Source organism: Erythrobacter sp. Dej080120_24 (assembly GCF_036322605.1).
Classification (GTDB): domain Bacteria; phylum Pseudomonadota; class Alphaproteobacteria; order Sphingomonadales; family Sphingomonadaceae; genus Erythrobacter; species Erythrobacter aurantius.
The window spans coordinates 784,994-807,517 of sequence record NZ_AP027262.1; the positions used below are offsets into that span (position 1 = coordinate 784,994).

At 62.8% G+C, this 22,524-nt stretch carries 24 protein-coding genes and 1 tRNA gene; 15 read left to right on the forward strand and 10 right to left on the reverse strand.

Annotated elements, in window-relative coordinates; translation table 11 throughout:
* Positions 1-8 precede the first annotated feature (8 nt).
* The 13 genes from AABA34_RS03925 (at position 9) to AABA34_RS03985 (ending at position 10,203) form a co-directional block, all read left to right on the forward strand.
* Complete coding sequence (locus tag AABA34_RS03925; RefSeq protein ID WP_445083753.1) at positions 9-1,349, forward strand: FliI/YscN family ATPase; 1,341 nt, start codon at positions 9-11, stop codon at positions 1,347-1,349.
* Positions 1,346-1,795 (forward strand): hypothetical protein, encoded by a 450-nt coding sequence (locus AABA34_RS03930; protein ID WP_338303989.1) that lies wholly within the window; start codon positions 1,346-1,348, stop codon positions 1,793-1,795. The genes AABA34_RS03925 and AABA34_RS03930 overlap by 4 nt, the downstream gene beginning before the upstream one ends.
* Before the next feature lie 273 nt (positions 1,796-2,068).
* Positions 2,069-3,202 (forward strand): hypothetical protein, encoded by a 1,134-nt coding sequence (locus AABA34_RS03935; protein WP_338303990.1) that lies wholly within the window; start codon positions 2,069-2,071, stop codon positions 3,200-3,202.
* A gap of 33 nt (positions 3,203-3,235) precedes the next feature.
* Positions 3,236-3,817 (forward strand): flagellar basal body-associated FliL family protein, encoded by a 582-nt coding sequence (locus AABA34_RS03940; RefSeq protein WP_034956091.1) that lies wholly within the window; start codon positions 3,236-3,238, stop codon positions 3,815-3,817.
* On the forward strand, positions 3,814-4,779 hold the full coding sequence (locus AABA34_RS03945; protein WP_338303991.1) for a FliM/FliN family flagellar motor C-terminal domain-containing protein: 966 nt from the start codon (positions 3,814-3,816) through the stop codon (positions 4,777-4,779). Before AABA34_RS03940 ends, AABA34_RS03945 begins: the two co-directional genes overlap by 4 nt.
* Positions 4,776-5,072, forward strand: coding sequence for a flagellar motor switch protein FliN (gene fliN, locus AABA34_RS03950; RefSeq protein ID WP_338303992.1), 297 nt, complete (start codon positions 4,776-4,778; stop codon positions 5,070-5,072). The genes AABA34_RS03945 and fliN overlap by 4 nt, the downstream gene beginning before the upstream one ends.
* Positions 5,069-5,356: a flagellar biogenesis protein gene (locus tag AABA34_RS03955; protein WP_338303993.1), complete on the forward strand. Its 288-nt coding sequence runs from the start codon at positions 5,069-5,071 to the stop codon at positions 5,354-5,356. The genes fliN and AABA34_RS03955 overlap by 4 nt, the downstream gene beginning before the upstream one ends.
* A complete protein-coding gene (gene fliP, locus AABA34_RS03960) occupies positions 5,356-6,138 on the forward strand; it encodes a flagellar type III secretion system pore protein FliP (protein ID WP_338303994.1) in 783 nt (260 codons plus the stop codon). Before AABA34_RS03955 ends, fliP begins: the two co-directional genes overlap by 1 nt.
* Before the next feature lie 13 nt (positions 6,139-6,151).
* Complete coding sequence (gene fliQ, locus AABA34_RS03965; protein ID WP_034956086.1) at positions 6,152-6,424, forward strand: flagellar biosynthesis protein FliQ; 273 nt, start codon at positions 6,152-6,154, stop codon at positions 6,422-6,424.
* 4 nt (positions 6,425-6,428) lie between these two features.
* Complete coding sequence (locus AABA34_RS03970) at positions 6,429-7,223, forward strand: flagellar biosynthetic protein FliR (protein WP_034956085.1); 795 nt, start codon at positions 6,429-6,431, stop codon at positions 7,221-7,223.
* On the forward strand, positions 7,220-8,356 hold the full coding sequence (locus AABA34_RS03975) for an EscU/YscU/HrcU family type III secretion system export apparatus switch protein (RefSeq protein ID WP_338303995.1): 1,137 nt from the start codon (positions 7,220-7,222) through the stop codon (positions 8,354-8,356). The genes AABA34_RS03970 and AABA34_RS03975 overlap by 4 nt, the downstream gene beginning before the upstream one ends.
* Before the next feature lie 30 nt (positions 8,357-8,386).
* Positions 8,387-9,823 carry a flagellar filament capping protein FliD gene (fliD, locus tag AABA34_RS03980; protein ID WP_338303996.1) on the forward strand — a complete coding sequence of 479 codons (1,437 nt, stop codon included), beginning with the start codon at positions 8,387-8,389 and terminating at the stop codon, positions 9,821-9,823.
* On the forward strand, positions 9,820-10,203 hold the full coding sequence (locus AABA34_RS03985) for a hypothetical protein (RefSeq protein ID WP_338303997.1): 384 nt from the start codon (positions 9,820-9,822) through the stop codon (positions 10,201-10,203). Before fliD ends, AABA34_RS03985 begins: the two co-directional genes overlap by 4 nt.
* On the opposite strand, the gene AABA34_RS03990 is transcribed toward AABA34_RS03985, so the two are convergent.
* Positions 10,200-11,087, reverse strand: coding sequence for an alpha/beta fold hydrolase (locus AABA34_RS03990; RefSeq protein WP_338303998.1), 888 nt, complete (start codon positions 11,085-11,087; stop codon positions 10,200-10,202). The genes AABA34_RS03985 and AABA34_RS03990 overlap by 4 nt on opposite strands.
* Before the next feature lie 20 nt (positions 11,088-11,107).
* Positions 11,108-12,313 (reverse strand): Na+/H+ antiporter NhaA, encoded by a 1,206-nt coding sequence (gene nhaA, locus AABA34_RS03995; RefSeq protein WP_338303999.1) that lies wholly within the window; start codon positions 12,311-12,313, stop codon positions 11,108-11,110.
* 280 nt (positions 12,314-12,593) lie between these two features.
* Here nhaA and AABA34_RS04000 point away from each other — a divergent pair, with 280 nt between their 5' ends.
* Together AABA34_RS04000 and AABA34_RS04005 are read left to right on the forward strand one after the other, a co-directional pair.
* A complete protein-coding gene (locus tag AABA34_RS04000) occupies positions 12,594-13,055 on the forward strand; it encodes a flavin reductase family protein (protein ID WP_338304685.1) in 462 nt (153 codons plus the stop codon).
* A complete protein-coding gene (locus AABA34_RS04005; protein ID WP_338304000.1) occupies positions 13,052-13,672 on the forward strand; it encodes a TetR/AcrR family transcriptional regulator in 621 nt (206 codons plus the stop codon). Before AABA34_RS04000 ends, AABA34_RS04005 begins: the two co-directional genes overlap by 4 nt.
* A gap of 3 nt (positions 13,673-13,675) precedes the next feature.
* Here the strand turns inward: AABA34_RS04005 and AABA34_RS04010 are convergent, their stop codons facing one another.
* The 8 genes from AABA34_RS04010 to AABA34_RS04045 all read right to left on the reverse strand — a co-directional run bounded on the left by AABA34_RS04010 (position 13,676) and on the right by AABA34_RS04045 (position 22,487).
* On the reverse strand, positions 13,676-14,782 hold the full coding sequence (locus AABA34_RS04010) for an S-(hydroxymethyl)glutathione dehydrogenase/class III alcohol dehydrogenase (RefSeq protein ID WP_338304001.1): 1,107 nt from the start codon (positions 14,780-14,782) through the stop codon (positions 13,676-13,678).
* A gap of 75 nt (positions 14,783-14,857) precedes the next feature.
* The gene (locus AABA34_RS04015; protein WP_338304002.1) at positions 14,858-16,297 is read right to left on the reverse strand and encodes a patatin-like phospholipase family protein; all 1,440 of its coding nucleotides are present in this window, start codon (positions 16,295-16,297) and stop codon (positions 14,858-14,860) included.
* A 152-nt stretch (positions 16,298-16,449) separates the two neighbouring features.
* On the reverse strand, positions 16,450-18,612 hold the full coding sequence (locus tag AABA34_RS04020; RefSeq protein ID WP_416833181.1) for a S46 family peptidase: 2,163 nt from the start codon (positions 18,610-18,612) through the stop codon (positions 16,450-16,452).
* Positions 18,613-18,654: 42 nt separating this feature from the next.
* Positions 18,655-20,004: an alkaline phosphatase PhoX gene (locus AABA34_RS04025; RefSeq protein ID WP_338304004.1), complete on the reverse strand. Its 1,350-nt coding sequence runs from the start codon at positions 20,002-20,004 to the stop codon at positions 18,655-18,657.
* A 108-nt stretch (positions 20,005-20,112) separates the two neighbouring features.
* Positions 20,113-20,188, reverse strand: a tRNA-Lys gene (locus tag AABA34_RS04030).
* A gap of 45 nt (positions 20,189-20,233) precedes the next feature.
* A complete protein-coding gene (folK, locus tag AABA34_RS04035; RefSeq protein ID WP_338304005.1) occupies positions 20,234-20,722 on the reverse strand; it encodes a 2-amino-4-hydroxy-6-hydroxymethyldihydropteridine diphosphokinase in 489 nt (162 codons plus the stop codon).
* A 5-nt stretch (positions 20,723-20,727) separates the two neighbouring features.
* Entirely contained in the window at positions 20,728-21,603 is an 876-nt protein-coding gene (aguB, locus tag AABA34_RS04040; RefSeq protein ID WP_338304006.1) for an N-carbamoylputrescine amidase, read from the reverse strand.
* Positions 21,604-21,620: 17 nt separating this feature from the next.
* A complete protein-coding gene (locus tag AABA34_RS04045; protein ID WP_338304007.1) occupies positions 21,621-22,487 on the reverse strand; it encodes a class I SAM-dependent methyltransferase in 867 nt (288 codons plus the stop codon).
* Between the last annotated feature and the right edge of the window lie 37 nt (positions 22,488-22,524).

The window sequence follows — 22,524 nt, forward strand, 5'->3', positions numbered from 1 at the left end:
TGGCGGCAATGCTGGCGGAGCTCCAGATTGAGCTGGCGCGGATGCGCAGTGCGGCGGTGGCCACTGGTCCCGTCCCAAGCGGGCGCGTGGTCGCCTGCGAAGGCGGGTTGATCGAGGTATCGGGCCTTGCCTTGCCGATCGGGTCGCTTGGCGCGATCGAGGATGAGACAGGGCATGAGGCGCTGGCCGAAGTCATCGGCTTTCGCAGCGGCCATTCGCTGATGATGCTGTTGGGCGACACGCAATTGCTGCGCCCGCGCGCCAAGGTGCGCGCAGTCGGCTCGCCCGGTTCCGTCCGGGTGGGCGCAGCGCTGCTGGGGCGGGCAGTCGATGGCTTGGGCAATCCGATCGACGGCGGCCCGCCGCTCGACCTTGCTCAACGCTGGCCGCTGGGCGGTTCGCGCGAAGGGGCGCTGGAACGCGCGCCAGTGCGCGAGCCGTTCGATTGCGGTGTACGCGCGATCAATGCGCTGGCGACGATGGGTATCGGACAAAGGCTGGGCGTAATCGCCGGATCGGGCGTCGGCAAATCGGTGTTGATCGACACGATTGCAGGCCATGCGGTCGCTGATGTGACCGTGGTGGCGCTGATCGGGGAACGCGCTCGCGAGGTGTCCGATTTTGTTGCCCGCCACATGGTCGGCGCGAGGCGCGGGCGGATGGTGGTGGTCGCCGTGCCGGCCGATCATGCCCCCAATCTGCGGCTGCGCGCCGCGCAATATGCCTGCGCTATTTCCGAACATTTCCGCAGCCAAGGGAAGCGCGTTTTGCTGATCCTCGACAGCCTGACCCGCGTTGCCCATGCCGCGCGCGAGCTGGCATTGCTGCTCGGCGAACCGGGCGCGGCGCGGGGGTATCCGCCGTCCGCGCTCGCCGCGGTCACCCGGCTGGTGGAGCGGGCGGGCAATTCCACGCGTTCGGGCGGAGCGGTGACAGGGCTCTACACTGTGCTGGCCGATGGCGACGACACCTCCGATCCCGTTGTCGACACCGCGCGCGCAATCCTTGACGGGCATATCGTCCTCTCGCGCGATCTGGCGCAGCGGGGGCACTATCCCGCGATTGACATACCCGCCTCGCTAAGCCGGGTGATGACCGATGTCACCGGCGCGGAAATTGGCGAGGCGGCCCGCCGCTTGCGGGCGCTGATTGCCGCGCGCGAAGACAATCGCGACCTTGTGATGATGGGTGCCTATCGCACCGGCACTGACAAGGTGCTCGACACGGCGCTGGCGCACTCCGGGCAGATCGACGGCTTCCTGCAACAGCCACGCGGTGAATCGGTGAGCTTGGCCGAAAGCTATGCGCAATTGGCTGCTCTAAGCGCCGGTCTAGGAGCGTCCTCATGACAAAGGTGCAACGCCGCGTGGCGCTTGCCCGTCGTCAGGTGACCCTTGCCAGGGTGCGCCGCCGTGAAGCGCTCGCTTCGCTGGCGGATGCTCTGAGCGAGGAGAACCGCAGCGCCGCACTCGCCCGCAAGAGCGGGGAGCTGCTCGATGCCTATGCCCGCCGCAATCAGGCAATGACGGGCGACGCCCTGCGGCTCGATGCCAGCTTTGCGCGATCGCTCCATGACATCGCGCAACAGGCAGAGGCCGCACGTACCGATGCCAGCCAACAGGCGCAATGGCAGCTCGATGCGCTGGCTGCAGCCGAGACGCGTCTCAACCGGACCGAGGAGCGGCTCGATCTGGCGCGCAAGGATGCGGAGGCGGTGCGCCAGTCGCGCGAGCAACACGCCGCGCTCTTGGCACACAAGCTGCAAAGCAAATCGCGCAAGCCCGCCGGTTCGTGACCGGCCCGAAATCCGAGGAAGAGAGAATTGCTGCCGATCCTGCCTGAAATTTCGCTTCGTTCCACCCCAGTCACGCCCGATACGGAACGTGCGAACCCTTCTGTTGCAGGCGGATTTTCCAATATTTTACAAGGATTTGATGGGTCGGACTTGCCTGCTTTGGAATGCGGGCAGCCAGCGGTGTCACTCCAAGCGACCTTCGACATCTCCTCGCCCGCGAACGGGCCGTTTCATTTCTCGCGGCCTCTGGATTTGCAAGTAAGCGGCAGTGTCTTGCCGCCCACCGACGCTGCCGTGCCGGACGATGGCAATGTTTTGCCGTTGGCGGGGCCTCCGCCCATGACGCAGGCGGTCGTCTCTGCTAATCATGCCGATCAGACTGCCGATCCTGATACCCACCCCTCGGAAGAGGACGAAAACCCGCTCGGGCAGGGACGGGAAGATGTTGAGGTGCGGGCAACCATTCTGGCGCTCGGCGAACAGGTCCCGATCGCGGCCAAGGCCTTCGATCCTGCTCATGCGGTCCCCGCAATGGCTGCAAGAGTTGCTCCACTCAAATTGCCAAGCGGCTTGAGAATGGTTGGCCCCGAGCCGGTCCGTGAGGCGATGCTGGTGCCCGTCGGGCAGGAGCGCGAGCCTCAGCGCGTTAACCCGGTTCAAGCGAACTCCGAATGGCCGATCACCTCGCTTGGATCAGTATTGCAGACGGTTTCCCCCGGCTCGAATGAAGCGGTTGAAGCGGGCCTTTCTTCCAGCGCGAGTAGCGCGCTAGTCGCCTCGATTTCTCCATCGGCTAACCAATCGACGACCGCCATACCCGCTGGGTTTGCCGAGCCTGCAGCAGCGCTTGCCCTCAACCATTCTCCCGCCGCTCCCTCGGCTGCGCCCCCTGTTCAGGGCAGTATGGCCGAGCCGCGCGCGATTGCCGCGCTCGAAACCGCCATCGAACATCTGGCGGAGGCACGCGAAGCCGGCCGCGCCGCACGTTCGCAAGTAACGCTCAGCCATCAGGAGTTCGGCGCCATCTCGCTCAGGATCGACGCCAGCGGCAATGATCTGCGCGCCACACTGGCGAGCCGCGACCCCGGTTTCGTCCCCGCGATCCAGGCTGCACTGGCCGAACGTGGCATCAATGCCAGCAGCGAAGCGGCCTCCACGCAATCGCAACGCGGGAGCGATCAGTCGCCTGGCCATCAGGGCAATCAGGGCCAATCGCAACAGGGCAATACCAACTCGGGCGGAATGGCCGACCTTCGATACGCGTTTTCCTCAGGGTCGGGCAACGCATCGAATTTACCATACCGGGACCAAAACGGGGCCAGCAAAGAGGAACAGTCTGATCCGGCCGGGTTGCGCGCAGGCGACGATCCGGAAAGCGAAAGTGCGCAGGGCGGGCTTTTCGCCTGAACGCGAGAGGGCCGAACAGGAGTTTGAACGATCATGGCCAAGAAGGCTGACACCACTGAACCAGCGGAAAAGCCCAAGGGTGGCATGCTGAAGCTGGTGCTCGGCGCTGTGCTGCTGCTGGGGGCAGGTGCAGGCGGCGCCTATGGCGCCTTTGCCGCCGGCCTGATCGGCGGACATGAGGAAAGCGGCCCTGACGAACCCGAACTGGTGCGCAAGGGTGAGGCCGATCCTTTTGCCCCACCATCCAAGGGCAAGGATGGCGAAGGCGAAGTCGTCTATGGCGACGGCGGCAGCGAATATCGCACCGCTTACTACAGCTTCGAAGACACATTCACTTCCAACCTCGCGGATTCTCCGGCGCTGATCCAGGTCGACTTGGCCGTTTCCACCCGCCGCGACGGGCGGGTGCTGGCTTGGGTCAAGAACCACGAACTGGCAATCCGATCCGCGATTCTGGTGGAGCTTGCCGCTACGCCCGAAGCCGATGTCTATGACGTCGAAGGCAAGGAAGCGCTGTCCGGCCGACTGACCAAGGCGATCAACGAAGTCCTCGAAGAAAACGAAGGGTTCGGCGGGATCGACGCGGTCCACTTCAAGGGTTTCCTCGTCCAATGAACATGGCCGGCGCCTTTCCCCAAAGCTTTGCCGGTGCGCGGCCGGTGGCCCAGCATTGTGCCGAACTGATCCGCACCGCCCAGCCGGATGCGAAGGACCGCATGGACGAGGTTGCGCCCTGGTGCCGCGATCTCGGACTGGAGCTGACGCAGGAACTTTCCCAGATGTTTTCGGGCGGAAAGCTGCGTGTCAGCGTTGCCGGTCCGGAACTTGTCTCCGGCGGTGCATGTTTCGATCGGATCGGGCCCATCGCCGCCAACAGCCTGCTGCGATGCAGTCTGGCGGGCGAGAAGGTGCTGCTGTCGATTGATTTTGCGACGGCGCTGGCTTTGACCGACTGTTCCTTTGGCGGGGATGGACAACTGGGCGACGATATTCCGGCTCAACTTCCTGCCTCTGCCGAAATCATGGTGCGCCAGCTTGGCGGCATGATCGCACAGGCCATTGCGCTTACCAATGGATCGGCGGAGCAGTCACCGGGCGACGTCCTGGTGCGCAGCGATACCGCCTCCCGGCTCAAACCTTTCGCCGCCGAGACTCAGGTCGCGATTTTCACGATTTCGATTGTCATGAACGCCGGGAACCCATGGGAGCTTTCGCTGGCGTTCGCATTGGACGATCTGCCCGGCCTGCTGCCCGGCAGTACCACTGTCCGTCCGGTCGTGCGCCCGGCCTCCGGGGCCAAGGGAAAGATCAACGGCGCATTTGTCGATTTGCCGCTGCCGGTCGAAGCGGTGCTGAGTGAAATCGACCTTTCGCTGAGCCGCCTTGGACGGCTGAGCCCCGGAGACGAAATTCCGCTCTCGATCGCGCATGAACTTGCCCTGCGTGTCGGTGACGATGTGCTTGCCTATGGCCGCATCGGCACTGCGGGCAACCGCATGGCGTTGCAACTGACACGGATCGAAGGGCGTTCGCACGCTGAAGCTGGTCGCCAAACCACGAAAGAGAAATCCAGATGAACATTATGAGCCCTGCCTTTCATCGCTTGGGTGATGTCACAGTGCGGCTTTCGGTCGAACTGGGACGCACGGACATGCCGCTCAAGGACGTTCTTGCCCTTGGCGAAGGTAGCGTCGTGCCGCTCAATCGGCTGACGGACGAATTGCTTGATGTGACCGCCAATGGCCGTGTTGTCGCGCGGGGTGAAGTCGTGGCGCAGAACGGACGGTTTGCCTTGCGCATCGTCAGTCTGAATGGGGCCGAAGAAGACGATGGAATGATGGCTGGTTCGCCATCGGAGTTGCAGCCATGATGGTTGAATATTTCCTGCGGCTGGCACTGCTGTTGCCGCTGCTGGCTCTGCTGATCTGGGGCAGCCTGAAACTGACGCGCTATCTCCAGACCCGGATTGTCGGTGCGCAAGTGCGTTCGGGCGCGCTCGAACTGGTCGAAACCAGCCTGCTCGCGCCGGGCCTTAAGCTGGCAGTCGTGCGGTTTCACGATCGCGAGATCCTGCTGGGCTGTTCGCGCAACGGTTTCGTGCGGCTGGGTGAGACCGATAGCCGCACCCGTCTCGCAGATATCGAGCCGGCCTGATGAAACGGTTCTTCACTATTTGCGCCGCAATCTCGCTGGCTGCGTTAACCATGTTTGCACTGGCGGAGCCCGCCTATGCCGCCGCACCCGATGCGCCGGGCATCGGCTCTGCCATCGAGCGTGCGCTGGGCGATGACGGCGCAGGCGAAGGTGCACCGCTGAGCTTCTCGATCCAGCTGCTGCTGGTGATGAGCCTGCTGACGATCCTGCCCGCGATCGTCCTTATGATGACCAGTTTCCTGCGCATCCTGGTGGTGCTGTCGATCCTGCGCCAAGCGCTGGGATTGCAGGGTTCGCCGCCGACACAGGTTCTGGTCGGCCTGTCGCTGTTCCTGTCGCTGTTCGTCATGGCACCGACGCTCGACGCGGTGAATGCGGTGGCGATAGAGCCATACTCTGCGGGAACGCTCAGCGCCGATGGTGCGATTGCGGCGGCCGGGCAGGCGTTCCACACCTTCATGATCGGCCAGACACGCGAAGCGAACCTGATCATGTTTGCCGATATCGCCGAAGTCGGCGGGTTCGATGATCCGGCCGACATCCCGTTCTCGATCCTGCTGCCCGCCTTTGTGACGAGCGAACTCGAAACCGCGTTCCAGATCGGCTTCATGTTGTTCCTGCCGTTTCTGGTGATCGATCTGGTGGTGGCGAGCGTGCTGATGAGCCTTGGCATGATGATGCTGTCGCCGACCATCATATCGCTGCCGTTCAAGCTGCTGCTGTTCGTGCTGGTCGATGGCTGGGCGCTCTTGATGGGCAGCCTCGCGATGAGCTTTGGCTAGGGGAGCGGGGACCATGCAGGAAGATGCGCAACTCCTCGCGCTGGCTGACCAGACCCTCTGGGTGACGGCATTGATCGTCGGCCCCGTGCTGATCGCGGCGCTGGTGGTGGGCCTGATCGTCGGGATCATCCAGGCGGCGACGTCGGTAAACGAACAGACGCTGACCTTCGTACCGAAGCTGGCGATCACCGCATTGGTTTTCGTGGTGCTGGGCGGCACGATGATGGCGCTGTTAGGCGATTTCATGCGCGAGATATTCGCCCAGATCGCGGGCATCGCGGTCTAGCGGCATGAACTTCCTCGATCCCGGCTTTGGCACCCTGGAGCAGCAATTGTGGCAGGTGTTGTTCCTGTCGATCCGTTGCGGGGCTGCGTTGCTGGCTGCACCTATGGTGGGTGGCATGGCGATCCCGCCGCAATTGCGCGCGCTGCTGGCTTTCGTGTTCGCGGTGTTCGTCGGGACGTGGATGCCACTGCCCGATGTGCCCGAAATGATGAGCTTCGCCGCCATCCTTGCTGTGGGGCAGGAAGTGGTGATCGGTATGGCGCTGGGCTTCATGCTCCAGATCGCCTTTGCGGTGCCGCTGATCGCAGCCGAGCAGATCGCAGGCACCATGGGTCTTGCCATTGCCACATCGATTGACCCGGCCAGCGGCGCGCAATCGGGCGCGCTCGGCACATATTTCGGCCTGATCCTGACGCTGCTGTTCTATGCCATCGGCGGGCACCTGCTGTGGTTTGAACTACTGCTTGAAAGCTATCGCATCCTCCCCGCCGGAGCCTTTGCCGCAGGCGAATTGCGCGTGATGGATATCGTCACCTTTGCGGGATACGGCATCGCCACGGCGGCGGCGATTGCGCTGCCGGTGGTGCTGGTGCTGTTGCTGGTGCAGATCGTCACCGGCACGATTTCGCGTTCCGCCCCCGCGCTCAACCTGTTCGCGCTGGGCCTGCCTGCCGGGGTGCTGGCAGGCATCGCCGCGCTGATTATCGTCATGCCGATCGTGGTCGAGCAATTCGTGTCGCTGCTTGAAACGACAATCGAGCAGTCCGCTGCACTGATCGAACCGGCGGGTGCCGCATGAGCGAGGAGACAAGCGGCGAAAAGCGGTTTGACCCGACACCCAAGCGAAAACGCGACGCGGCGTTAAAAGGGGATACGCTGCGTTCCAAGGAGGTGGCGACCGCATCAGCCATGGCAGCCGGCGCGGCCATGATCGCGATGGTGGGGCCGTGGCTGTTCGATGAGATCGCGTCCGTCGCGCGTTCCAGTTTCCGCTTCGACAAGGGCGATCTTGGCAATTTCACTCCCGGCGCGCTGTTTCTTGAAACGGCAGGCGCACTGCTACCGCCGATCTTCGTGATCGGTATCGGGGTGATGGTGATGGCGCTCACTTCGCAACTCTTGCTCGGCGAAGGGCGTTTCGTCCCGCAAAACCTCGCGTTCAAGGGCTCGCGGATCAATCCGCTATCGGGCCTCAAGCGCATTTTCGGCATTCAGGGTGTGATCGAACTGAGCAAGTCGATCCTGAAGCTCGCGCTGCTTGGCAGCATTGCCGCATGGTGGGTTTCATCCAACCTCGCGTCCCTGCTCGGCCTCGGGCGCGGATCGCTGGAGGCGCAGCTTGGATTTGCACTCGATTCCGCCGGGACCTTGATGGCGATGCTGGTGGGCGGGTTGCTGGCAATCGCCATGATTGATTACCCGTTGCAACTGTTCCAGCGCAACAAACGGTTAAAGATGAGCCTGCAAGACCTGCGCGACGAGAACAAGCAGACCGAAGGCTCCCCCGAGGTGAAGATGGCCCGCCGCCAGCGCCAGCGCGATCTCGCGCGGGGCAGCGTCGGCAAGGCGATGAAAGAGGCGCAATTCGTGGTTGTAAACCCGATGCATTTCGCCGTCGCCTTGAAATACGATCCCGCGCTGGCTCCGGCCCCGGTGGTACTCGCCAAAGGTCGCGGCGAAACCGCGCTGGCGATGCGCGAACTGGCGAACGAAAGCGCGCTTCCGGTGCTGCAATATCCGCAGCTTGCCCGTGCGATCTACTTCACCACCCGCCCCAACCAGATGGTGCGCGAGGAATTGTATGTCGCCATCGCCGCGCTGGTTGCTTTCGTGCTGTCGCTGAAGCGCGGAGAGAAGCCGCGCCTGCCGCAGATCGAGGTGCCGCGCGAATTGCGCTTCGATGCCGATGGAAAGCTAGAGAAACCGGCTTAAGCATTTGCGTTGGCGACCGTTCTGGGAGGCATGGAAAACCCAGGCTCATCCATCATCTCCGCGCTTGGCGCCGGTAGCGGCGTCAATTTCATCCAGCTGGCCGACGATCTGTCCGAAGCGACATTTTCGTTCCAGCGCAGCACGCTGCAATCGCGCAATGAAGCGCTGGAGGCGCGCATTTCCTCGGCATCGCTGCTGCGCAACACCATGTCGAGCCTTGCCAGCGCGCTGGGCGACCGGATCCGCAATGGCGATCTCGCCCCGCGCTCCACAATCGGAAACGCATCGGTCGCGCGAGTTTCAACCACACCCGGGATGAGCCCGCGCGGCAGCTATTCGCTTGAAGTGTCGCAGCTGGCAGACAGCCAAACGCTGGTAACCAACAGCTATGCCGGAGCCGGCGATCCAGTCGGCGAAGGCACGCTGCGCATCAGCTTCGGCACGGTCGCGGGTGCGACCTTCACCGAGGACGCAGAGCAGACCGCGCTCGAGATCACCGTGGATGCAAGCGACACATTGCAGACCCTCGCCAGCAAGATCACCTCGCAAAGCGGCGGCGCGCTCAGCGCCTATGTCGCCAATGGCACGGGCGGGGCGCAGCTGGTGATCAAGGGTCAGGAAGGCGCAAACAGCGGCTTTGTGCTCGAAGGGATCAGCGCCGCGGCATCGCCCAGCGCGGTTCCAGGCGATCTGTCCTACCTTTCCTGGCAACCCGCCACCGATACGGATCAATTGCGCGCAACCGCGCAGGATGCACTGTTCGCGCTCGATACGGTGCAGTTGAGCAGCGCGAGCAACACCGTCACGGGGCTGCCCGAAGGCATGACGCTCAACCTCACCGGCACCAATCCGGGCGCGCCGACGACGATTTCGTTCGACAATGACACCGGAGCCATCACCAGCGTGATGACTGATTTCGTCGCCGCGCTGAACGATCTCGTCACCCTGTTGAACGAAGAGGCGGCGGCGTTTGGCGGAACGCTCGCCAATGATCCGGGTGCGCGCGAATTACGTCGCGATCTGGGCGCTTTGACAAGCCGGGTGGTGATGCCGGGTGCAGCCGGAGGCGAGCCTTCGACCCTCGCTGATCTGGGCCTTTCGATCACTCGCGACGGCAATTTCCAGCTCGACAGTGCCCGGCTGAACGCGACATTGGCCGACGCACCCGACGCGGCGGCTGCGATGTTCACCACCGGCGCCTCTGGCGTGTTCGCGACGATGGACAAGCTGGCGCGGGAAAACACGCTGCGCAGCCTGCCCGGATCGCTGGGCGGCTCGCTTGAGCGGTACGAAGACCAGATCGAGCGCAATGATGAACGGCTCGCGAAAATTGCCGAGCAGCAGGAAAGCCTGCGCACCCGGCTGACACGCGATCTGGTGGCGGCGGAGCGCCGGATTTCGGCGTCGCAATCGACCATCACTTTCCTGCAGCAGCAGATTGACGCCTGGAACGGATCGGATCGATGAATGCACTCTTCGCCAATCCCGCAAAGGCTTATCGCAAGATCGAGCTGGACGCCCGGATCGAGGCGTCATCGGGCGTCGGCCTGACTGTCATCTGCCTTGAGGAAGCGATTGCCGATCTCGGCCTTGCTCTGCGGGCGCTTGAGCGCGATCGGATCATGCCCCCGGTCGAGCCGCTGGCGCGTGCGCACGGGATCGCACTTTACCTTGCGCGCACGGTCGATCCGGCCAGCCCAATTGGGGATGCTATGGTGCAATTCTATGGCGGGTTGGCGGCGACAATCGCCAGCAACATGCGCAGCGCCTCGACCGGAGAGATAGCACGAGTGCGCGACGATTTTGCCGACATTCTGGCAGCCGCGAAGGCGGGCGGGGCGTCCTAGCCGACCTCGAATTCGGCGATGATCCGCGCCGCGTCTTCCGGGTCTTCGAACGGATGGAAATGGGTGCGGTCGGGCCGGTACAGGTCAACCCCCTTGGGCATGATCCCGGCCAGTTCGGGCCATGTCGGAGAGCTCTTGAAATCGGTGAGATCGGTCTGCTTGGCGCGGACGACCAGCGTGGGAACCTCCACCTTTGCGGCGGCATCGTGGATTCCCGCATTGCTGCGGCTGGAGCCATAGACGCTGGCTTCCATTTCGGGCGAACAGGACAGGGTGTAGCTGCCATCATCGAGCCGGGTCAGGCCGTGGCGGCAGTAATCCTCGAACACGCGCGGATCGAACAGGCAATAGGGATCGCGCGGGGCAAATCGTTCGATCATGGCTTCGGGTGAGGCAAAATCGCGCTTGCGCCGGATTGCGGGATGCGGCCGGTCGGCGGTGAACATCGGCTCGGCAAGCTCGTAATATTCGGGCGCGAGTATCACCGGATCGAACAGCACGAGGCGGCTGAAGGCACCGGGCCGCTCCGCCGCGCATTGCACCAGCGTATGCGCTCCCATCGAATGGCCTATGCCGATTGCGCCGCGGATTTCGAGCTGATCGAGAAGCGCGATCACATCGTCCGATACAATGCGCCAGTTGTCGATCGGCTCGCCTTCGCTGCCGCCGTGGCCGCGAAGGTCAAGCGACAGGATCTGGCGGCCCGCGAAGTGTTCGGCGATCGCATCAAAGGTGCGGCCATGAAAGCCGGTAGCATGTGCAAATACCATGGTCGGCGCGTCGTTGCCGGGGGCTGCGGCCCATTCGTGATAAGACAGGGCAATGCCGTTCACGTTGATGCTGCGCGTGACGGGGCCTGCCACTGGCTTGGCTGGATGGTTCATGATCGGGCCCTTGGCGTTCGTTATTCGGCCGGAGTGGCCTCTCTCTGGTCCTCGGCCACCTCATCAGGCAGCGCGGACTTGATCATGAAGTATCCGGCAAAGGCCGCCACTAGCGAACCTGACAGCACGCCCAGCTTGACCGCATCGACCTGCGTCGGATTGGCAAAGGCAAGGTTGCCGATGAACAGGCTCATGGTGAAACCAATAGCCGCGAGCATCGAAAGCCCGTGGATCTTGCGCCAGCCCACGCCGTCGGGAAGCTTCGCAAACCCGGACTTCACCGCGATCCATGCAAATCCGACGATGCCCAATTGCTTGCCGATCAACAGGCCCAGCGCGATGCCCAGCGGCAGCGGAGCGAGCAGGTCTGCGGGTGACAGGCCGATCAGCGTCACGCCCGCATTGGCAAAGCCGAAAATCGGAATGATCACGAATGCCACCCATTTGTGAAGTGCGTGCTCCATGTGTTCGAGCAGGTGGGTTCCGTCGCGCGCGACCATCGGGACCATCATCGCGGCGGTCACCCCGGCCAGCGTTGCGTGCACACCCGATTTGAGCACGAAAACCCACATCACCACCGTCAGCAGGACATAGGGAATGGTGGAGGAAATCCGCGCCCGCCCGAGTGCGAACAGCAGCGCCAGAACCACGCCGCCGCCGATCAGCATGTCGGTCTTGATTTCGCCGGTGTAGAATAGCGCGATCACGGTGATTGCGCCGATATCGTCGATCACCGCGATGGCCAGCAGCAGCGCCTTCATCGCAACCGGCACCCGCGGGCCCAGCAGCGACAGTATACCCAGCGCGAAGGCGATATCGGTTGCCGCCGGGATCGCCCATCCGCCGATGCTTTCAGGCGAATTGCTGTTGAAGGCGACGAAGATAAGCGCCGGCAGCGCCATCCCGCCGATAGCCGCAGCCAGAGGCAGCGAAGCCTTGTCCCAACTCGACAATTGGCCGTCGATGATCTCGCGCTTCACTTCGAGTCCGATCAGGAAGAAGAAGATCGCCATCAGCCCGTCGTTGATCCAAAGCAGCAGCGCCTTGTCGATGGCGAAGTCGCCAAACGACACATTGAGCTTTGTCTCGAGAGTGCCGAAATAGGCCGGTGCAAGCGGGCTGTTGGCTATCAGCAAAGCCAGCGCGGCAGAGGCGATCAGCACTATGCCCCCTGCGCTTTCCTGCTTGAGGAAATCCTTCAAAGCTTCGCTTACACGATCAATCATGGTTCCAGATCCCAGCCAGATTTGCGCATCGGTTCTGGTTTGAACGCGCAAGCTGGGCATAGGTGCCGGAGTCTGTTGCAATTTTTGCCGTCAGAGTTCTCCCCCTTCCTCGCCCGATTGACAATTACCGGGGGCTGGTTGAACGCTTGCAATTGAATACGGGCGCGCAAGGCCCACCTTGGTCGCCATTCAGGCAACACTTTCGGAGCAGTCATTGAGTCAGGTTCAGCACGCAAACACGCCCGGCATCACAGCCGAACGTGCTGAGTTTCGTCGGCTGATGGGGCTATTCACGACAGGGGTTTGCGTCGTGTCCGTTGCGAGGCCGGGTGGCGCCATCGCGGCTATGACGGTCAATTCCTTCGTCTCTGTCTCGCTTGATCCGATGCTGGTCTGCTGGAGCCTCCAGAACGGATCGAGCCAGTTCGACATTTATGCCGGTGCGGATCGGTTTGCCGTCAGCATCCTTTCCGAGGGTCAGGGTGATCTCGCGCGGCGCTATGCCGCTCGCGGTGACAGCCAGTTGCGACACGATGATTTCGAATGGAGCGCGGATGGGCTCCCGGTAATCCGCTCTGCGCTCGGGCACATCGAATGCTCGCGCTGGTCACAATACCCGGCGGGCGATCACGTGATGATCCTTGGCGAAGTCACAGGCCTTGCCCCCGCTCATGGCTTCGATGCGGTTCCTGCGCCACTGGGCTTCTTCAATGGTCAATTTTGTTCTATTGATTTGAAATGACCCCCGAAACCCTCCCCGTCGATTCCGACGATACCCGTGAACGCCTTATCGCCGCGGCCACCCGGCAGTTTGCCGAACGCGGCTTTTTTGGCGCCAGCATTGCCCAGATCGCGGGTGAAGTGGGCCTGACCAAACAGGCGCTGCTGTATCACTTCAAGCGCAAGGACGAGCTTTACAGCGAGGTAATCCGGCGCATCGCCCAGCGACTGCAAGCGGCCATGGCGGAGCGCGCCAGCGCATCCCATTCGCCCGAACAGCGGTTCGAGGATATGTTGATGGGCTTCTATGAGACGGCGCAGGCCAACCCGCTTGATGCCCGCATCCTGATGCGTGAATTGCTGGACGATCAGCGCCGCGATGCCCCCGAAAAGGAATGGCATATCCGGGCGACGCTGAACCGGATCGTCGACACCCTCAACGAAATTCCCGGGATGGAGCGACTATCATTTGCGCAGAAATTCGCTCGGATATTCACCGCAGTGTCCGCAGTCGAATATTTCACCGGCTCGCAGACGGCTCTGCGCCGTTTCTACGGTGAAGACGGTCTTGCGGAGATTACGGATGCGTATCCGGACGAACTTCGCCGTCAGCTACGCCGGATCGTGACCGAGCATTGATGATCAAAAGATCACGACGCTGCGGATCGATTCCCCGGCGTGCATCAGATCGAAGCCCTTGTTGATCTCCTCCAGTGTCAGCGTGTGAGTGATCATCGGATCGATCGCGATCTTTCCGTTCATGTACCAGTCGACAATCTTGGGCACGTCGGTGCGACCCTTGGCTCCGCCGAATGCGGTGCCGCGCCAGTTGCGTCCCGTCACCAGCTGGAACGGCCGGGTTGAAATTTCGCGTCCGGCCTCGGCCACGCCGATGATGATCGAGGTGCCCCAGCCCTTGTGGCAGCATTCCAGCGCATCGCGCATCACTTGGGTATTGCCTGTACAGTCGAAGGAATAATCCGCGCCGCCATCGAGCATCTCGACCAGATGCCCGACGATGTCAGCGGTTTCCTTGGGATTGACGAAATCGGTCATGCCGAATTTCTCCCCCCACTCGCGCTTGGCCGGGTTGATGTCGACGCCCACGATACGGTCCGCGCCGGCCATTTTCGCGCCCTGGATCACGTTCAATCCGATGCCGCCCAGGCCGAACACCACGACATTGTCGCCCGGCTGAACCTTGGCGGTGTTGACCACTGCGCCGACCCCGGTGGTGACACCGCAGCCGACATAGCAGGCGCTCTGGAACGGGGCATCCGTGCGGATCTTCGCCACGGCGATTTCGGGCAGGACGATGAAGTTCGAAAAGGTCGAACAGCCCATGTAGTGATAGATCGTCTGTCCCTTGTAGCTCATCCGCGATGTGCCATCGGGCATCAGTCCCTTGCCCTGCGTCGCACGGATTGCGCTGCACAAATTGGTCTTGCCAGAAAGGCACATTTTGCACTGTCGACATTCGGGAGTGTAGAGCGGGATGACGTGATCGTCCGGTGCAACGCTGGTGACGCCTGCGCCCACTTCGCGCACGATCCCGGCGCCTTCGTGGCCCAGCACGCTGGGAAAGATCCCTTCGCTGTCCAGCCCGTCGAGCGTGTAGGCATCGGTGTGGCAGATGCCGGTCGCCATGATTTCCACCAGCACTTCACCGGGCTTCGGGCCTTCGAGATCAAGCTCGACGATCTCGAGCGGCTTCTTCGCTTCAAAGGCAACGGCGGCGCGGGTTTTCATGGAACGGCTCCGGATTGAAAGGGATTTCGCACGCCGCCTAGCACAGCCGCCAGACACTCCAAAGGCGCGAATGCACTATTGTCCGGCGGCAAGGTTCCACGCGTCCCGAGCGGCTCTTGCCCCGCCGTATTCAGCCATGCAGCGCATGTAACGCGGGTGGAATTCGTAAGGAGAAAACTCGCGTTTGTCGGCTTCCAGCGCCGCCGCGCAAGTCGTCCCGCCGTCATAGACAAAGCCTGTTAGAGGGTCGTCCTGGAATATCTGCAAACGGTTCTTCGAGATGAAGGCCATCCGCAGATTTCCGTTGTCCCGCGCCCATCGCAGCACCCGGTCGACCGAGAGCTGGTACACCTGATTTTGCAGGATATCGACCGATCGCAGGCCGACATTGTAGATGCTCCACTTCTCGAACGGCTCACCCTTGTCATTGGTCCAGGGCTTTTCGAAAATCGCGCTGTTGACGACCACGTCGACCTGCAATTCCTCGTCCAGCTTGGCCACGTCGATAACACTGTCGATGAAAACCCCGTAGCGCGCGCCGCCATCGATAAACATTTCCGGTTCGCGGATCAGGTTGCGTCCTTCCCCAAGCTTGTCGATCACCTCCAGCTTGAGCGTCACCGGAGGGACACCCGGAGGCACGGTGGAGGAGGCAAGCAGCGTTTCGACGTAGCAATCGCGCTTCGCTTCGGGGCTCAGGCGAGGGTCGGCGGCGAGCCGCGTCATGTCGACCGCGTAAGCCTTGCCGTCGTCGAGATTGGCCACCCCGACCAGCAATCTGCGAGTGGGCTTCCCGTCGCTGCGTTCGGCCTGCCCTTCGGCTGCGACGGCTGCGAGCGTCTGCGGAGAAATCAGGCCGCGCAAGGTGGAGCGCAGCGGGTCGAACCGCGCAACCGAACCATTCCTAACGATTGAGGCGTTTCTCCATCCTGCGACATCCATGACATCGGCTTCGGATGAGAGGGCATAGGCCAGTCGCAGATCGCCCAGATTGCTCTGGCCGACCTCGCCCACACCCTGCGCCGTCTTCATGTAATCGGCGTAGACGCGGTCAGTCGGGACCGGACGATTGGCAAGGAAGACGAAGGTCGATTGCAGCGCCCCGGTGCTGATCGCGGTGACGATGCGGTAATCGGGCACGTCGCCATGCTCGTCCAGCCCCTTGAACAGCCCGGCTCCGAACGATCCGTTCTGGCTGCCGCCGCTCAATACGGCGATGTATTTCGTCGTGCGCGGCGCGGGTGAGGCGGACGGTTCACCCGGATCGCCGACAATGACTGCATCCGCCGCGTCGGAGCCGATCGTGTCCGTCAGCAATTTGCGGAATGGTTCTTCGCCTGTATCCGAAACGCCAAGCTTCGCGTCCGACTTGCGAGGCAGCAGATCGGCGCTGGCGACCATTTCATAAGCCGGCAGCACGCATTCGGCCACCATCGGCGGCCGCGTCTGTGCGCATCCGCCCAGCATCGCGGCGATTGCTGCGACGCCTGCCAACCTTGCGATGAATTCCCGCATGTCATGCCCCCTGAACTGCGTGTCCACGTTTGATGCGGGATTAGCCCGCATGGCGATAGGACGCCAGCGACGCTTTCCACATCAGCACGTGGTTTCAAAGGGTTGGGCGGACGGATCGGATTGATCCGCCCGCCTGTCCGATCAGCCGAAGATCAGCGGACGATGTCCATCTCTTCGATCAGGGCATCGGCGCCGTCCACCTTCTCCATCACCCACAGCATATACCGCGTGTCGACATGAATCGTACGGGTGGTGCGCGGGTCGAAATCCCAGTCGGAATTGACGCTTTCGAAGGTCCCGTCGAACAGCAGCCCCACCAGTTCGGCGCGCGCGTTAAGCGTTGCTGATCCACTGTTGCCGCCGGTGCTGTCGAGATCGGACAGGAAGTTCACCGGAACCGAGCCGATGCTGTCGAGCGCGTAAGAGCCGTAATCCTTCGCCTCGATCGCTTCGAGCAGCTTGGCCGGAGAGTTGAACGGATCAATGCCGGTGTCCTTGTCCGTGATCCCTTCAAGCGTGGTGAACGGCAGGTATGCCATGCCGTCACGCGGCGACCCGCCCAGCACATTGCCGAAAGTCACGCGCAGGGTGCTGTTCGCGTCGGGATAGGTCAGCAGGCCGGATTCGCGCTGCCACTGGGTGATCGCCTCCATATAGGCAGGGCGCAGCGCCAGCGAACGACCGGCGCGGATTTCCGCCCGCTCCTCCAGATCGCGCTCATAGTCGTAAAGCGCGATCGCAAGCTGCATGAACGGGTCTTCATGCGCTTCGAGCTCAGCCGGGGTCGCTTCCATCAACGCGAGCCGCGTCGCCGCATCCCCCAGAACGGTGCCGGCATAGAACCGGTCGAGCAGGCCGGGCAGGTCGGCTTCGGTCGTTTCCGCGGTCAGGCCCAGCGCGGCGTCGAACACGGGGACGCGCTCTTCCATAGGCTGCGCGATATAGCCCGACAGGAACATCACCCATTCGGCCTTGTCCACAACCGGATCATAGCGCCGGTCGAGCGCCTGCAGGCCTTGACGGAAGAAGGTCATGTCGCGGTCCTGATAGCCGGGTTCACGCTCGGCATTGGGAAGCTCGCGTTCCTTCGACAGGCGATAAAGCCGCTGTGCCGCAGAAAGCAGTTGAGCGCGGGTGGAATTGCCGTACCAGAAGCCGGTGCGTGCAGCCTGTGCGCTTTCTTCCGAAAGCTCAGCCAGTGCGGCGATTGCCTCGCCGAATCCGGCACGCGCAGGATCGGCAGCGATCCATGCGGCCAGTTCGGCTTCGCGTTCGCGGCGGCGATCCACCAGCCCGACCCGGCGTGCGCCGTCGATCTGGCCGCGCAGATTCTTTTCGAAATTGTTGAGGCCGGCAAGGCGGCTTTCATATTTCACCCGCGCGTCGGAACCTTCGGGAGCTGCGTCTTCGATGGTGGCGATCCATTCGGTCAACAGCGTCTGGAAGGTCGGGTAATTCCAGTCAAAGGTGTTCTCCACTTCGGCCAGCAGTGTGTAACGGCTGGTCGAACCGGGATAGCCCGCGGCCATCACGAAATCCCCATCGTTCAGCCCCGCCGCGCTCACCTTCAGATGGTGTTCCGGCTGATAGGGGACGTTTTCTTCGCTGTAATCGGCGGCCGAACCGTCAGGCGCGACATAGGCGCGGTAAAAGGCGAAGTCGCCCGTGTGACGCGGCCACTGCCAATTGTCGATGTCGCCGCCGTACTTGCCGATCGAATCCGCAGGGGCATAGACCAGCCGCACGTCGCGCACTTCAAGCCGCTTGATCAGCTTGTATTGCGCACCGCCATAAAAGCTCGCGACCTGGCAACGATAGCCCGCTTCTTCCTCGCATTCGGCGGTGATGTCCTTGCTGCGCTGCTGCACCAGTTCGTAGCGCGCGAGCGGCGACAGTTCCTCGGTGCCTTCGCGCATCCGTGCTGTCACATCGGTGAGTTCCGTGGTGACGTAGATGCGCGATCCGGGAGCCGCGGGCAGTTCGGCGCTCTTGTCCGCGGCCAGAAAACCGTCGACCAGATAGTTGTTCTCGGCAGTCGAATTGTACTGGACCGATCCGCGCGCGCAGTGGTGGTTCGTCACCACCAGACCTTCGGGAGAGACAAAGCTGGCCGAGCACCCGCCCAGCGATACAACCGCGCCCATCGGAAAGCCGGTGAGATCGGCTAGCTGTTCGGGATCGATCTCAAGCCCGGCTTCGCGCAATTGCCCGCTGATTTCCTGCAACTGGTCAGGCGTGAACATACCTTCCTTGGCGGCCACCGGCGCAGTCATGGCAGAACAGCCGAGCAGCAGCCCGAGCGTACGAAGCTTCATCGATTTCATTGATTTGAACCCTTTTTCAGTCTCTGCCGGGGGCTATGCCACCCATGGCCCCGTGATCGCAAGCGTGCGTGTCGGCGCATAGGCGTTGACGAAGAACCACTTGCCATCGGGGGAGAAACATCCCCCCGCCAATTCAGTCTGCATGGTGAGCCGCGCGAAATCATAAGGACGCCCGTCGGGCGTGATGCCGCGCACATGATTGTCCACCACATCGGTATACTGGTCTTCGCACACCAGCAGATGGCCGTTGGGCGCGACGCACAGATTGTCGCCGAAATTGAACTGTTCCGGGCTTTCGCTCTCGAAGAACAGCTCGACCCGGTCCGGCCCCTGCCCGCGACCGGGAACGAAGCGGAAGATCTGCCCCAGCTTCATCGCACCGCCGCTGGTGGAGCAGAAATAGAAATCGTCATCGCCCATGTGCAGCCCTTCGCCGCGTGCGATCGGGGCAGCACCCTTGGCAATCGCACGCAGGCGCAGATCGTCCTGCGGGGCTTCGACATTGTCGAGATCGACCCAGCGCACCGTGAACATTTGCCGCAGCGGCATCGCCGACCCGTCCCAGTTGCGCGTGTCGGCCAGCCCTTCGATCACCATCGCCTGCAGTCTGCCGCCTTCGGCCAGCTTGCCCGGTGTGTTAGGGATGAAGCGATAGAGCACACCGTCGTCGCGATCCTCTGTCTGATAGACATAGCCGGTCACCGGATCGACGCAGGCGGCTTCATGGTTGAAACGGCCCATCGCGCGCAGCGGGACAGGATCGATCAGGCCGGTGGCATCGCCCGGAACCTCGAATGCCCAGCCGTGGTTTACCGCCAGCCCGTCGCCATAGCGTTGGCCGGGGCCGGTCGGCGCTTCCTCGCAGGTGATCCAGCTGCCCCATGGCGTGACCCCGCCAGAGCAATTGCGGATCGTCCCGCCCAATGTGCGGAACTGGCGCTTCACCTCAAGAGTGTTGGCGTCGAGCACGATATTGGTCGTGCCGCCGGGGGTGAAACGGCCATTGTGCGTGCCGAAGCCCTTGGAAATCGCGCCGCCCGGATCATCGCCCGGCACCATTTCGTGATTGCGCACCAGCACGATCTCGCCATTGCCAAGATTGATGCAGCCCATTCCGTCGGCTTTGTCCGGCACGCTGCCGCCGTCGCTCATCGCATCGCCGAGGCTGGAGAGGACACGGTAGGAGAACCCTTCGGGCAGATCGAGCATACCGGCAGGATCGGGCCGCAGCGGGCCATAGCCGGAAAAACCTTGTGCCAGAGACGCAATCGGCGCGCCGCGTGTCATGCACCCACTGGCGAGCAGCGCGGCAAAGGCGCTTCCTGTGGCGGAGACAAAGCGGCGGCGGCTCAAGGCCACACTGGCGGGGGAGGGGACGGACATCGGTTTTCCTCGTTCAAGCTTACCGCGGCGCCTTACCACAGTTGCGAGCCGGAAAAACCGCTGATTGTCGGCTGTTCGAACCAAATCGATGAGTAACGAGGATGATGATGGTGAGCCCTGCTGGGTTCGAACCAGCGACCTACTGATTAAAAGTCAGTTGCTCTACCGACTGAGCTAAGGGCCCCCATGGGTGCTTTGCCGGGCGCTGTGGCCGGGCGTGCCGGAGCGCTCACCTAGGCAGGGAGCGCGGCCGGGTCAAGCGGGCATTCAACTGCATCATGCTGAGGCCCGAAACCGGATCGCGCCAGCGCGGGGCGATTGCCGCTGCCGGCCCCAGCACAAAGGCACGCTCGCGGAAATCGCGATGCGGCACGGCAAGCCCGCGCCCGGCATATTGCCCGCCGCTCCACAGCACGATGTCGAGATCGAGCACCCTGTCGCCCCAGCGCCTGCCGTTCCTGCGTCCGAACTCGCGCTCGATCCGCTTGAGCCCCGCCAGCAGCGCGGGGGGATCGAATTCACTCTCGATCACGCAGGCGGCGTTGGCGAAGCGGCGCTGCGCTGCTCCGATCGGTGCGGTGGCGATTACCGGTGAACGTGCGGTGACGGTGCCAAGCGCCGCGCATTCTTCCATCGCGGCGGTGACTACATCGCCCGGAAGCCCGTAAAGGTTGTGCCGCCGGTTGGAGCCGAGCGCGATCAGATAGGTGCTGCTCAAGGCGTTCAGATATCCTCGGCGATCCGGCCGTAAAGCTGCGGGCGGCGATCACGGAAGAAGCCCATCCCTGCGCGGTGCGTGGCTGCGCGCGCCAGATCGAGCGTCGCGACCAGAACGCCTTCCTCATCCGCACCAAAGCTTTCGACGAGATCGCCCCATTCGTCGCTGATGAAGGAATGGCCGTAGAAACTTTGCTCACCCTGCGGCCCTTCGGCCCCAATCCGGTTCGCGGCGATCACGGGCATGCAGTTCGACACCGAATGGCCCACCATCGCGCGGCGCCACATCCGGCTGGTGTCGAGATCGGCGTCATAGGGTTCGGAGCCGATGGCGGTGGGATACAGCAGTGCTTCCGCGCCCATCAGAGCCATCACCCGCGCGCATTCGGGATACCATTGATCCCAGCAAATGCCGACGCCGATGCGCACCGGCTTTCCGTCGTCGCCGTCAATGTCCCACACCTTGAACCCGTCGTTTCCGGGGCGGAAATAATATTTCTCTTCATACCCCGGCCCGTCGGGAATGTGGCTCTTGCGGTAAGTGCCCATGATCGCGCCGTCAGGGCCGATCATCGCGAGGGTGTTGTAATAGTGGTGGCCGTCGCGTTCGAAAAAGCTGGTCGGGATCGCGACATTGAGCCGCGCCGCCAGCGCCTGCATCGCGATCACGCTGGGGTGCTCGGCGGTGGGGCGAGCGAGCGCGAACAGCGCCTCGTCCTCTTCGCGGCAGAAATAGGGGCCGGAAAACAGTTCCGGCGGGAGGATCAGCTTCGCCCCGCGTGCGGCTGCCTGTTCGACCAGAGCGGCAACGGCGGCGATGTTTTCGGCTTCGTCCTCGCGGCCAAGCGCGAGCTGGAGGGCGGCGACAGTGAGTTTGCTCATGACGCCGCCCTTTAAGCTCAGTCTGCCTTCTTGAACAGCAGCGTCATGCGGTCGCTTTCGCCGATCGCCATGTATTCGCTGCGTTTCGGATCGTTCGCGCCGGTGGCCAGTACAGGGGGAAGCGTCCACACGCCGTTCGGCCAGTTGGCGGGATCATTGGGGTTGGCGTTCACTTCGCTTTCACCGGCCAGTTCGAAACCGTTGGCTTCGAAAATCGCGATCACGTCCTGCTTGCGCATGTAGCCGCGCTGGCGCTCGCCGTAATCGTCATAGCTTGCGCCTTCGGGTGCGCGGTGCTGAACCACGCCGACCATGCCGTCATCTTTCAGCATCACGCGAGCCGCTTTCAACACGGTATCGGCATTGTTGCCGATGTTGAGCCCGTGCATCGAGCGGAAGATCAGAACCCGGTCCACCGTGCCGGCGACATCTTCGGGCATTTCGTCGATTTCGAATGCGGTCACGGCAGAGGCTTCGACGCCCATTCCTGCAGCGACAGTGTTCTTGAACGTCTCGGTCCAGGCCTTGGCGCGCACTTCGCGTTCACGGCTGGGATAGGTTTCGGCGTCGCTGTCGGTGTTGAAGGCGATGTATTTGCCGGCAGGCATCAGCAGCGGCGCCAGCACGCGGGTGTACCAGCCGCCGCCGGGGCTGAATTCGGCCACGGTCATGCCCGGTTCGACACCGAAGAAGGCGAGCGTTTCCGCCGGGTGGCGATATTGGTCGCGCGCCCGGTCACCATCGCGGCGTTCATGCGCGAGCACTTCTTCGAGCGTCGGCGCTGCGGCTTCCATATGCGCATCGGCAAGCGCAGGTGCGGCGACGGTGAAAAGGGCGGTGCCGGCGGCCAGCGCGGCCATCGGTGCAAGCAAGGGGAGTTTCATCGGGTCGGTCCTCTCTTCAAAACTGTGAATACCCGCG